General features: G+C 73.6%; 11 protein-coding genes. 4 read left to right on the top strand and 7 right to left on the bottom strand.

What is annotated here, in order from left to right; all coding sequences use genetic code 11:
• Positions 1 to 136: 136 nt before the first annotated feature.
• The gene (locus tag ACFRAV_RS01400; RefSeq protein ID WP_382550331.1) at positions 137 to 2,215 is read left to right on the top strand and encodes a phage holin family protein; all 2,079 of its coding nucleotides are present in this window, start codon (positions 137 to 139) and stop codon (positions 2,213 to 2,215) included.
• A 91-nt stretch (positions 2,216 to 2,306) separates the two neighbouring features.
• Complete coding sequence (locus ACFRAV_RS01395; RefSeq protein ID WP_382550329.1) at positions 2,307 to 2,732, top strand: OsmC family protein; 426 nt, start codon at positions 2,307 to 2,309, stop codon at positions 2,730 to 2,732.
• A 57-nt stretch (positions 2,733 to 2,789) separates the two neighbouring features.
• On the opposite strand, the gene ACFRAV_RS01390 is transcribed toward ACFRAV_RS01395, so the two are convergent.
• Positions 2,790 to 3,656, bottom strand: coding sequence for a helix-turn-helix domain-containing protein (locus ACFRAV_RS01390; RefSeq protein ID WP_382550327.1), 867 nt, complete (start codon positions 3,654 to 3,656; stop codon positions 2,790 to 2,792).
• Between the two features lie 203 nt (positions 3,657 to 3,859).
• On the opposite strand from ACFRAV_RS01390, the gene ACFRAV_RS01385 reads away from it, so the two are divergent.
• A complete protein-coding gene (locus ACFRAV_RS01385; protein ID WP_382550325.1) occupies positions 3,860 to 4,165 on the top strand; it encodes a 4a-hydroxytetrahydrobiopterin dehydratase in 306 nt (101 codons plus the stop codon).
• Between the two features lie 26 nt (positions 4,166 to 4,191).
• On the opposite strand, the gene ACFRAV_RS01380 is transcribed toward ACFRAV_RS01385, so the two are convergent.
• From ACFRAV_RS01380 to ACFRAV_RS01365, 4 genes are all read right to left on the bottom strand, one after another.
• Positions 4,192 to 4,944, bottom strand: a complete 753-nt coding sequence (locus tag ACFRAV_RS01380; RefSeq protein ID WP_382550323.1) for a glycoside hydrolase family 75 protein — start codon at positions 4,942 to 4,944, stop codon at positions 4,192 to 4,194.
• A 112-nt stretch (positions 4,945 to 5,056) separates the two neighbouring features.
• The gene (locus ACFRAV_RS01375; RefSeq protein ID WP_382550321.1) at positions 5,057 to 5,893 is read right to left on the bottom strand and encodes an aldo/keto reductase; all 837 of its coding nucleotides are present in this window, start codon (positions 5,891 to 5,893) and stop codon (positions 5,057 to 5,059) included.
• Positions 5,894 to 6,008: 115 nt separating this feature from the next.
• On the bottom strand, positions 6,009 to 7,835 hold the full coding sequence (locus tag ACFRAV_RS01370) for an AMP-dependent synthetase/ligase (protein ID WP_382550319.1): 1,827 nt from the start codon (positions 7,833 to 7,835) through the stop codon (positions 6,009 to 6,011).
• Positions 7,836 to 8,385: 550 nt separating this feature from the next.
• Positions 8,386 to 9,255 carry a LysR substrate-binding domain-containing protein gene (locus ACFRAV_RS01365; protein ID WP_382550317.1) on the bottom strand — a complete coding sequence of 290 codons (870 nt, stop codon included), beginning with the start codon at positions 9,253 to 9,255 and terminating at the stop codon, positions 8,386 to 8,388.
• Between the two features lie 167 nt (positions 9,256 to 9,422).
• Between ACFRAV_RS01365 and ACFRAV_RS01360 the strand changes: the two genes are divergently transcribed.
• Positions 9,423 to 10,445: a bile acid:sodium symporter family protein gene (locus ACFRAV_RS01360; protein ID WP_382550315.1), complete on the top strand. Its 1,023-nt coding sequence runs from the start codon at positions 9,423 to 9,425 to the stop codon at positions 10,443 to 10,445.
• Positions 10,446 to 10,502: 57 nt separating this feature from the next.
• On the opposite strand, the gene ACFRAV_RS01355 is transcribed toward ACFRAV_RS01360, so the two are convergent.
• Complete coding sequence (locus ACFRAV_RS01355) at positions 10,503 to 11,147, bottom strand: class I SAM-dependent methyltransferase (protein WP_382550313.1); 645 nt, start codon at positions 11,145 to 11,147, stop codon at positions 10,503 to 10,505.
• A 63-nt stretch (positions 11,148 to 11,210) separates the two neighbouring features.
• A complete protein-coding gene (locus tag ACFRAV_RS01350) occupies positions 11,211 to 11,669 on the bottom strand; it encodes a hypothetical protein (protein ID WP_382550311.1) in 459 nt (152 codons plus the stop codon).
• Positions 11,670 to 11,838 lie beyond the last annotated feature (169 nt).

The following is an 11,838-nucleotide window of genomic DNA, read 5'->3' as shown; positions in this document are numbered from 1 at the left end:
TGCCGACGAGCCTACGGGTAACGGCACGGTGGGCGGGGGCAGGCCGGTCGGGCTGCCCGTACCTGCCGTCTGCCCGGTATGGCAGGGTTGAACGGTCTCCTGGCCGGACAGGTGGATCACACGTGGAGAACGCGAGGTGCGAGTGAAGGACCGCTGGCGGCGGGGCGCGGGACAGCTGGGGCGGAGCGTCGCCGTGTGGGTGGTCTCCACGCTCACCATGCTCGTCCTGGCCGGGCTGCTGCCCGACTTCCGTCTCGAGGCGTCCGACGGGACCAGCGCGACCCGACTCGGCGTCACCGCGGCCCTCGGGGCCGGCGTCTTCGGCCTGCTGTCCGCGCTGGTCTGGCCGCTGCTGGTGCGGCTGCTGCTTCTGGTGCCCGCGCTGGTGCTGGGGCTGCTGGTGTTCTTCCTCAACGGCGGTCTGCTCCTGCTCGCCCTGTGGCTCAACCCCGTGCAGCGCGGGGAGGCCGGGCCGGAGACCGCGGTGGTGGTCGCCGCGGTGATGTCCGCGGTGGCCTCGGCCACCGGCGGCGCCCTCGCCGTCCGCGACGACGACGCCTACCGCCGCCGCCTCTACCGGCTGTCCGACCGCCGCAACCGACGCGAGGCGCGCGCCGCGATCGAGGGCCCGGTCACCCCCGGCATCGTCTTCGTCCAGCTCGACGGCGTCGGCCACGACGTGCTGATGGACGCCGTCGAGCGGGGACTGATGCCCACCGTGGCCCGCCGGCTGGGCAAGGACCCCGCGGCGCACGCGCCCACGCACCGGATCGCGCCCTGGCGTACCGACTGGTCCAGCCAGACCGGCGCCAGCCAGCTCGGCATCCTGCACGGTTCCAACGACGACGTGCCCGCCTTCCGCTGGTACGACAAGCAGCGCCGCGAGGTGATGGTCTGCAACCGTCCCTCCAGCGCCGTGGTGCTGGAGCAGCGCGCCGTCAAGCACTCCGGCCACCCCGGCCTGCTCGCCGTCGACGGCGCCAGCAGGGGCAACCTGTTCAGCGGCGGCGCGGGCGAGCAGGCCCTGGTGCTGTCCATCGCGGCACGCCGCCGCGGCAAGGGCTTCCGTTCCCGCTCCGGCTACTTCGCCTACTTCGCCGACCCCGCCAACGCGGTCCGCACCGCCCTGTCCTTCGTCGCCGAGGTGTTCCGGGAGATCGGGCAGTCGCTGCGCGCCCGGGCCGAGCGCCGGCGACCGCGGGTGAACCGCGGCGGGCTGTACCCGCTGCTGCGCGCCTTCGTGACGGTCGTCCAGCGGGACGTGGTGGCCTACGCGGTCGCCGGCGACATGCTCACCGGCCGCAGCGCCGTCTACGCCGACCTGGTCGCCTACGACGAGGTGGCCCACCACTCCGGGCCCCGCAGCCGGGACGCCGCGCAGGTGCTGCGCCGGCTGGACCGGACCCTGTCGCTGCTCGAGAAGGTCGCCGAGCACTCTCCCCGGCCCTACCGGTTCGTCGTCCTCTCCGACCACGGGCAGAGCCCCGGCGAGACCTTCCGCTCCCGCTACGGCCTCTCGCTGGGCGACATGGTGCGGGCCGGCTGCGGACTGCCCGTGCCGCGCCGGGCGCGCCGCACCCGCAGCGGCGCGGAGGCCCGCGCCGCGGTGCTGGCCGCGCTGCACCGGCCGGTCGAGGAGGGCGCCGGGGAGCATCTGCTGCCGACCCCGGGCGCCGAGCCCGTCGTGCTGGCCTCGGGCAACCTGGGCCTGGTGTCCTTCCCCGACGTCGGGCACCGGATGAGCCGCGAGGAGATCGACGCCCGCCACCCCGCGCTGCTGTCCACCCTGGCCAACCATCCCGGGATCGGCTTCCTGCTGGTCCGCAGCGAGCGGCACGGCGCGCTGGTGATGGCGGCGCACGGCGTCGAGGTCCCGCTGGCGGAGCTCGGCGACGACGAGCCCGGCCCGCTCGCGTGCTACGGCCCCGGGGCGGTGGCCGCCGTGCGGCGCACGGACGGCTTCCCCCACACGGCCGACATCATGATCAACTCCATGTACGACCCGGCCACCGGCGAGGTGCACGCCTTCGAGGAACAGATCGGCTCGCACGGCGGACTGGGCGGCGAGCAGAGCCGGGCCTTCCTGATGGCGCCGATGACCCTGCCCGCCCCGGAGGGGGACCTGGTGGGCGCCGAGGCCGTCCACCGGGTGCTGCGGCGGTGGCTGGAGGGTTCGCGGGACGAGACCTTCGGGCGCGCCGCGAGGAATGTGTGATGGCATGGGGGTAGCCGATGGAGGTGATCCCGGGACGCCGTCCCGGAAGCCGCATCGGCGTCAGAAGTGTTTCCGTAGGAAGGAATCAAACGTGGCCACCACGCGATCCGCCCACACCGTCTGGGAGGGCAACCTCCTCGAGGGCAACGGCGTCGTCACCTTCGACTCGTCCGGCATCGGCGAGCAGCCGGTCTCCTGGCCGTCGCGGGCCGAGAAGGCCAACGGAAAGACCAGCCCGGAGGAGCTGATCGCCGCGGCCCACTCGTCGTGCTTCTCGATGGCGCTCTCGCACGCCCTGGCCGGCGCCGGCACCCCGCCGGAGCGGCTCACCACCTCCGCGGACGTCACCTTCCAGCCCGGCGAGGGCATCACCGGCATCCACCTGACGGTGGAGGGCGCGGTGCCGGGCATCGACGACGACGCGTTCGTCGCCGCCGCCGAGGACGCCAAGAAGAACTGCCCGGTCAGCCAGGCGCTCACCGGCACCACCATCACCCTGTCGGCGAAGCTCGCCTGACACCCCGACGGCGCGGCGGCGGACCTCCTCCGCCGCGCCGTCCCGGGCGCCGTCCGTTCACACGTACCGCTCCCGGTACTCGCGCAGCAGGGCGCGGGTGCGTTCGGTGGAGGCGGCGCGGGCCGTCATGTGGTCGAGGGCCTCCAGGTGGGCGGCGACCTCGTTGCGGGAGTCGAGATAGAGCGCGCCGGTGAGGTACTCGGTGAACACCATGTCGGGCAGCTCCGGTTCCGCGAAGCGGAACAGGGAGAACGGCGCGTAGGCCCCCGGGTGCGGACCGGACGCGAACTCGGCGACCTGAAGCGTGACGTGCGCCTGGCCCGTGGCCTCCAGCAGGCGGTCGATCTGCTCGCGCATCACCCGGGCGTCGGAGCTGACCGGGCGGCGCAGCACCGTCTCCTCCATGATCACCCACAGTTTTGGCGGGGTCTCCCGCTCCAGCAGCCGTTGCCGGGTCATCCGCAGCGCCACGTGCCGCTCGACGGTGGCCTCGGCGCCCGCGCCGGTCGCCCCCGCCCGCAGCACCGCGCGGGCGTAGTCCTCGGTCTGCAGCAGCCCCGGCACGAAGTGGGGTTCGTAGGACCGCAGCATCTTCGCCGCGCCCTCCAGGCTCACGTACAGCGAGAACCAGTCGGGCAGCACGTCGTGGAACCGCTGCCACCAGCCCGGCCGGTTGGCGTCCTCGGCGAGCGCCACGAACTCCGCCGCCTCCTGCTCGGGAACCCCGTAGGCGGAGAGCAGCATCTGCACGTACGGGATCTTCAGCGCGACCTCGGCCGTCTCCATGCGGCGCACCGTCGCGGGCGCGACGTGCAGGACCCGGGCGGCCTCCTCGCGCTTGAGTCCGGCCGTCTCACGGAGCTCCTGGAGCCGCTTGCCGAGCACCACCTGACCCACGGTGGGCGCGGTGCGTCGCTCGCTCACGCCGTCCTCCCCAGACCTTCACGCCTTCGCTGCGGGGGCAGTCTGCCACGCCGCTCCGTGATGTCCCACCGTTCCGGTCGTTTCCTGGCCACGGCTCGCGGCACGGGCGGGGCCACGGCCCGCGGATCCGCCCCGGGGCGGGGAGCCTGTGGCAGGCTGGCCGGGAGGATCATCCCTGGTCACCTGTGGGAGGAGAACGGGCCATGGCCGTGCAACCGCTGACGGAGTCCGAGATCGAGGACCGGCTGTCCGCACTGCCGGCCTGGCGGGCGGTGGACGACCACCTGGTGCGCTCCTACCGTCTCGCCTCGCACAAGGCGGCCGCCGCGCTGGTCGCGGACGTCGCCCGGGTCCAGGACGAGCTGGACCACCACTCCGACCTGACCCTTGGCTACGACACGGTGGACGTGTCGGTGAACACCCACAGCGTGGGCGGGCGGATCACCGCGCTGGACGTCGAACTGGCCGACCGGATCGAGGAACTGGCCGCCCGCCACGACGCGCACTGACCGCCCGGCCCGGCACTCCTGGGGGTTCACGAAGGCGGGTTCACGAAGGTCCCGAGCAGGCGGCGTCCCTCCTGGACGGCCGCCCGGGGGCTCTCCAGCGGCCGGACCTCGGCGTCCTTGAAGACCAGGTAGGTCACCCCGGACTGCGCGCCGCCGCCCACCGGGTGGGGGTCCAGGCCCAGCGCCCTCGCCGCGGCGTAGGAGGCCTCGCCGATGATGTCGGCGGGGCCGATGTCCCCGACCACCGCGTAGGCGATCCGGTCCCCGTGCAGCAGCACCACCGGATCCCCGGCGTCCACCCCCGCCGCGGCGTGGTCCCACGCCTTGCCGGGCCCGGGCACCACCACGTAGGGCAGCCGGTCGGCGCGCAGCGGCATGCCGTCGGCCTGGTGGAAGGCGGTGTCGGGCCGGAACCAGGGGTCGGTCCGCTCGTTGCAGAGCCTGGTGCGCAGCCCGTCGCAGTCGACGTCGAGGTCGGCGGTCCAGTGCACCACCTCGCCCTGGGCGCAGACCGGCACCTCGGGTCCGCGGCCCTCGTCGGTGCGGTACGCGCCGCGGGAGACGCGGTGACAGGACCTCAGCTTGTCCCGCACCGTCCACGCGGTCACCGGGAGGTCGACGACCCGCACCGGGCCGCGGCCCGGCGGCGCCCCGGGCCGGGCGACGGGCGCCGCGCCCGCGGAGTCGTAGGTCGCGCCGGCGACGCCGGCCGGGAGCAGCGCGGCGGACAGGAGGGCCGCGCCGAGGAACGCCGTACGGGTCGGGCTGCTGGTACGCACTGCTGCGGAACCCCTCTTTCTCCGGACCCTGGCGGGCCGCTCGGGTCAGTGGGAGGAGCAGTCGGGCGGCCGTCCCGGGGGCCGGGGTGCGGCCCCCGGGCGGCGCGCGCCGTCAGACCATGTCGAAGGTGGCGGGGTCCGCGCCGGTGCGCCGGCCCTCGTCCAGGGCCCGGACCGCGGCGAGGTCCTCCTCGTCCAGGGAGAAGTCGAAGACCTCGAAGTTCTCCTTGATCCGGGACGGCGTGGCCGACTTCGGGATCACGATGTTGCCCGTCTGCAGGTGCCAGCGCAGCACCACCTGGGCGGGCGTGCGGCCGTGCTTGCGGGCGATCGCGGCGATGGCCGGCACCTCGAGGAGTCCCTTGCCGGCGCCCAGCGGCGACCAGGCCTCCGTGGCGATGCCGAGTTCGGCGTGGACCGCGCGCGCCTCGGACTGCTGGAGGCGGGGGTGGAGTTCGATCTGGTTGACGGCCGGGACCACCGTGGTGGCCTCCATCAGCGTCCGCAGGTGCTCGGGGAGGAAGTTGGAGACCCCGATCGCCCGGATCAGGCCCTCGGCGTGCAGCTTCTCGAACGCCTTGTACGTCTCCACGAAGGTGCCCCGCTTCGGCAGCGGCCAGTGGATCAGGTACAGGTCCACGTAGTCCAGGCCGAGCTTCTTCAGCGAGGCGTCGAAGGCGCGCAGGGTGGAGTCGTGGCCCTGGTCGCTGTTCCAGAGCTTGGTGGTGACGAACACCTCCTCACGGGGCAGGCCGGAGGCGGCCACGGCCCTGCCCGTGCCCCGCTCGTTGCCGTAGGCGGCCGCCGTGTCGATGCTGCGGTAGCCGGCCTCGAGGGCGGTGGCCACCGCGCGCTCCGCCTCGTCGTCCGGGATCTGCCAGACCCCGAAGCCCAGCTGGGGCATCTCCACACCGTTGTTCAGGACGACCGGGGGGACCTTGCTGCTCACGCGCTCTCGATCCTTCGTTGGACGGACAATGCATCCCATCCTCAACGATCGGCGGGCGTGCCGCATTCCGGGGGCGGCGGACGGGTCCCGCGCGGGACCCGCGGCCGTCGCACCGTCAACTCCGGTAGAGGGCCTCCACCTCGGCCTGGTACGCCTTCTCGATGGCCTTGCGCTTGAGCTTCAGGGAGGGCGTCAGCAGGCCCTGCTCCTCGGTGAAGGGCTGGGCGAGGATGCGGAAGGTGCGGATCGACTCGGCCTGCGAGACCAGGCTGTTGGCGGCCTGGACGGCGCGCCGCACCTCCATCTCCAGAGCGGGGTCGCGCACCAGTTCGGAGGCGGCCAGGGGAGGCTTGTCGCGCATCTGGAGCCAGTGCTCGACGGCCTCCTGGTCGAGGGTGACCAGAGCGGCGATGTAGGGGCGGTCGTCGCCCACCACCAGGCACTGCGCGACCAGCGGGTGGTCGCGGACCCGCTCCTCCAGCATCACCGGGGAGACGCTCTTGCCGCCGGAGGTCACCAGGATCTCCTTCTTGCGGCCCGTGATCCGCAGGTAGCCGTCCTCGTCCAGCCGGCCGATGTCGCCGGTGGCCAGCCAGCCGCCGCGCAACACGTCCTCGGTGGCCCGGGGGTCGTTGAGGTAGCCGTGGAAGAGGATGTCGCCGGCCAGCCAGATCTCGCCGTCGTCCGCGATGTGCACGGTGACGCCGGGGATCGGCGGGCCCACCGTGCCGGAGCGGACGCGGTCGGGCGGGTTGGCGGTGGCCGCGGCGGTGGTCTCGGTCAGGCCGTACCCCTCGAAGACGCGCACCCCCGCCCCGGCGAAGAACAGGGTGAGCCGGCGGTCCATCCCGGAGCCGCCCGTCATGGCGTGCCGCACCCGGCCGCCGAGCGCCTGGCGCACCTTGCCGTAGACCAGTTTGTCGAAGAACTGGTGCTGCATCCGCAGGGCGGCCGACGGGCCAGGCCCCTGCCCCCAGTCCCGCTCCTCCATCGCCTCCGCGTACCGCACGGCCACGTCGGCGGCCTTGTCGAAGGCGGCGCCCTTCCCGAAACGCTCCGCCTTGCGGCGGGCCGCCTGGAAGATCTTCTCGAAGATGTACGGCACGGCCAGTACGAAGGAGGGCCGGAAGGAGGCGAAGTCCGCCATCAGCACCGCGGCGTTCAGCTCGGGCTGGTGCCCCAGCCGCACCCCGTGACGGATGCTCGCCACCTCCACCATCCGGCCGAACACGTGGGCCAGCGGGAGGAAGAGCAGGGTGGACGCCTCGTCGCCCGGACGGGAGTGGAAGACCGGCTCCCAGCGGCCCACCATGGTGTCCGCCTCGGCCATGAAGTTGCCGTGGCTGAGGACGCAGCCCTTGGGGCGGCCGGTGGTGCCCGAGGTGTAGATGACCGTGGCCACGGTCTCCGGGGTGACCGCGTTGCGGTGCCGGTGGGCGACATCGTCGTCCAGGTGGGCGCCCGCCGCGGAGATCTCCGCCACCGCGCCCGCGTCCATCTGCCACAGGCGGCGCAGGCTCGGCGCGCGGTCGATGACGGTGGCCACCGTCATCGCGTGGTCCTCGTGCTCCACGACGGCCGCGGTGACCTCGGCGTCGTGGAACATCCAGGCGACCTGCTCGGCCGAGGACGTCGGGTAGACCGGCACCACCTGGGCGCCGACCGTCCACAGCGCGAAGTCGAAGAGCGTCCACTCGTAGCGGGTGCGGGCCATCACGGCCACCCGGTCGCCGAACCGGACGCCCTCGGCTATCAGGCCCTTGGCGAGGGCCAGCACCTGGTCGCGGAACTCGGCGGCGTTGACGTCCTGCCAGTCGCCGGAGCGGTCCTTGCGGGTGAGCACCACACGGTCCGGCTCCGCCTGGGCACGCCGGAAGACGGTGTCGGCCAGGCCGCCGACGGGCGGTGTCCCCGCCAGCGGCGGGTTGTAGTACTCACGCAAGGCCGATCCCCGCTTCCGTGCCCTGGTCACGCGCTCTGGTCACGCGCCGTGAACCGATCCCCCCGGCGCGTGAAACTACCTCACCCGGCGGTCGGCCGGGAGGGGGGCCGGGGGCGGGGGACCGCCGGAAGCCTCCGGCGGGGCGGAGCGAATGGGGTGAACGGGGGTATGGCGGCCACCTGGGCCTACGCAGGCGTAACTTCTGTGCGCGGGTCTTTACCGAACCCTCGCGGCCCGGTCACCGGGTCGCGCGTGTCGTGTCCGCGACGTGCGTGACGGGGGCGGCACGGGGTGGCCCGGCCGCCCCGTCAGGGGGTTCCGCCGGTGCGGAGGCGGGCCGTTGGCCGGGCGGATGCGCCCGGCCAGGCGCCGGGCGGCTCGGCCCGGTTCACGGCTGCGTCCCGGCCGGTGCGGGGGCGGCTCGGTCGGCCCACGGACGGTTCCGGCGGCGCAGGGGCGGTCCTCCTTGCGGTTCGCGGGGAGCTCTGCCCCCGCGAAAGCTTCGGAGGCTCGCCGGCGGCCCCGCTCGGCGCAGCGGTGATCCGGACGTTCACGGGTGTCCACGGTGCAGGCGCTCGCCGCCGGCCAGGACCGCCGCGGCCAGTGCCTGCGCGGCGCCGCGGGCCGGCCCCGGCCGGTGCCCGTGCAGCAGGACGAAGTCCACCCGGCCCAGCTCCGGCAGCCCCGCACGGTCCGGAACCCGCACCAGCCCCGGCGGGATCAGGCCCCGGGAGTGCGGCATCACCCCCAGGCCCGCGCGGGCCGCGGCGATCAGGCCGTTGAGGCTTCCGCTGGTGCAGGCGATCCGCCAGGCGCGCCCCTGCTTCTCCAGCGCCTCCAGGGCGAGCGCGCGGGTGATGCCCGGCGGCGGGTAGACGATCAGCGGCACCGGGCGTTCCGGGTCCAGCCGCAGCCGCTCCGCGCCGATCCACACCAGCCGGTCCTGGCGCACCAGCTGCCCGCGCGGGTCGTGCGGCCGCCGCTTGGCCAGCACCAGATCCAGCTTCCCCGCCGCCAGCCGCTCGTGGAGCGTGCCGGAGAGCTCGACGGTCAGTTCCAGGTCCACCTCGGGGTGGTCGTAGCGGAACCCCTCCAGGATCTCCGGCAGCCGGGTCAGCACGAAGTCCTCCGACGCCCCGAACCGCAGCCGGCCACGTGGGCGCTCGCCGGAGAAGAACGACGACGCCTGCTCGTGCACCTCCAGGATCCGGCGCGCGAACCCCAGCATCGCCTCGCCGTCCTCGGTCAGCTCCACCGAATGGGTGTCCCGGGCGAACAGCGGCCGGCCGGTGGCGTCCTCCAGGCGGCGCACGTGCTGACTGACCGTCGACTGGCGCACCCCGAGCCGGTGCGCGGCCCCGGTGAAACTCAGCGTCTGCGCCACCGCGAGGAAGGTCCGCAGATGGGAGGGGTCGTACATGGGAGGAACCCTAACGGCGGACCGACCGCCGGTCATCACGAACCGCGATCACAGTGAGAGCGGTATGCCGGATTCCCGATCACGGCGCGAGGGTGGACGATGGAGAGGGCACGTCATGAGCTCGTGCCTTGCCCCTGCCCCCTGAGATCCCGGAGCACTGAAACACCGTGAAACGCCCGCAGTGGCCGAGCTGGATGCCGGTCGACCCCTACATCGTGCTGCTGCTGGCGACGATGGGGGTGGCGGCGTTGCTCCCGGCCCGGGGGGCCGCCGCCGACGGTGTCTCCTGGCTGGCGACGGCCTCGGTGGCGTTCCTCTTCTTCCTCTACGGCGCGCGGCTGTCCACCCGTGAGGCGCTGGACGGCCTGCGCCACTGGCGGCTCCACCTGACCATCCTTGGCTGCACGTTCGTGCTCTTCCCGCTGCTCGGGCTGGCCTGCCAGGCGCTGGTGCCGCTCCTCCTCGACGACGCCCTCTACCGGGGGCTGCTCTTCCTCACCCTGGTGCCGTCGACCATCCAGTCCTCCATCGCCTTCACCTCCGTCGCCCGCGGCAACGTGCCCGCGGCGATCTGCGCGGGCTCCTTCTCCTCCCTCGCCGGCATCGTCCTCACGCCCCTGCTGGTGGCGCTGCTGCTCGGGGGCGAGATCGGGGGAGGGGGCGGGTTCTCCACGGACGCGGTGCTGCGGATCGTGCTGCAGCTGCTCGTGCCGTTCCTCGCCGGGCAGCTGCTGCGGCGCTGGATCGGCGCAGTGGTGCTGCGGCACCGACGGCTGCTGTCCCTCGTCGACCGGGGGGCGATCCTGCTGGTCGTCTACTCCGCCTTCAGCCAGGGCATGGTGCGGGGCGTCTGGGGCCAGGTGAGCGTGGTCCGGCTCCTCGAGCTGATCGGGGTCGAGGCGGTGCTGCTCGCCGTGGTGCTGGCGGTCACCTGGTACGGCTCCAAGGCGCTCAGGTTCGACCGGGGGGACCGGGTGGCGATCCAGTTCGCCGGCTCGACGAAGTCGCTCGCGGCGGGGCTGCCGATGGCGAGCGTGCTGTTCGGGGCGGAGGCGGCCCTCGCGGTGCTCCCGCTGATGCTCTTCCACCAGATGCAGCTGATGGTCGCCGCGGTCGTCGCCCGCCGCCGCGAACGGGACCCCGCCCCCACCGACACCCGCCCCCACTACGCCACCACGGCGCCCCGGTAGCGCCCCCCCCCGCACCGAGCCTCCCGCCCCGCGGCCTCGCCCTCGGGCCCGCCGCCCTCAGCCGCGCCACACCAGCGTGTACCGCCAGAACAGCCGCCGGCGAAGGCGGGCGCCGGGCAGCACCTGACGAGCCTCGCGGACGATCTCGGTGAAGGTCATGGCCGCCGGGCGGGTGGGGGCGGTCATGGAGACCGGCCGCGGCCCCGTGCGTCCCCGGTTCTTGATCAAGGCCATGGCGACGTTCGCCGGCACGGCCACGGCGTCGATCAGGCGGTCGCTCAGGGACGTCTGGCGGCACACGCCGACGACGACCAGGGTCCCGCCGGGCGCCAGCTGCCGGCGGAAGCAGGCGAGGGCCTCGCCGAACGGCAGGTGATGGAGGGTGGCGACACAGGTGATGACGTCGTAGGGGCCGGGCGGCGCCTCCTTCAGCGCGTCGCCGACGGTGAAGGTCACCGGGGCGGCGGGGGCGGTGAGCTCCCGCGCGCGCCCGACGACGGCCGGGTCGACGTCGATGCCGTGCACCGATCCGGCCCGTGTGGCCAGCAGCCGGGCCAGGTCCCCGCTGCCCGACCCGACGTCCAAAGCCCTGTCCGCATGCCTGGGCAGGCGACGCAGGATCCACCGGTGGTAGTGGGCGTTGTGGTCCCAGGGGTGGGCCGCGTGGAAGCGCTCCAGGGCTCGCAGGACGCGGTGCGACAAGATGTCCGTGGCGTGAGTGCACCAGTTCCCGGCCTGCCTCGGGAACCCTGCCGGTGCGGCGGTTCACAGGGCGGGCATGCGCTCCACCGTGGAGACCCGGACGGCGGTGATCGACTTCAGGGGGCCGTTCTCGATCTCGGAGGGAAGGGGGGCGGTGTCCCCCCGCTTCGTCTTCCCCGGGCCCAGCTTGTCCGCCGTCACTCCGGTCGAGCCGAGGACGTCGCCGTCCTCGTCCAGGAACTCGAACCCGACGAAGTAGTGGGCGTCGTCCTTGCCGCCGTTGGTGATCTCGTACCTCACCACGTACGAGTCCGGGCCCCACGTCGCGTGGTCCTCGAAGCCGGACTCCAGGATCCTCGCGTCCCGCGGGGTGGCGTCGTGCGGGCTCGTGACCGGCGCGGGCCGCGCGTTCACGTCCGCGCGGGCCTTCCCCGCGGTGCCGCCGTCCTCCGCGGCTCCGCAGCCGGCCACCAGGCCCGCGGCCACGACCAGGCCGGCGACGACGACTCTTCCTCTACGCATGGGCACCTCTCCTGAACGGTCAGTCGGGACGCCCGGAACGTAGCGGCGCACCCCGGCCGAAGCATGGAGAGACATGCCGAGCAGCCCGCACGAGGCACAGCTCGACCACGTGACCGATACACGAAACCGATACACGAAGGGGGACGGGAAAAGGGCGGGGTCCCGGTGG

It is taken from the genome of Streptomyces sp. NPDC056600 (assembly GCF_042792855.1).
Lineage (GTDB): Bacteria > Actinomycetota > Actinomycetes > Streptomycetales > Streptomycetaceae > Streptomyces.
Note: the sequence above shows the minus strand (reverse complement) of the source record. Positions and strands in the feature narration are given on the sequence as shown.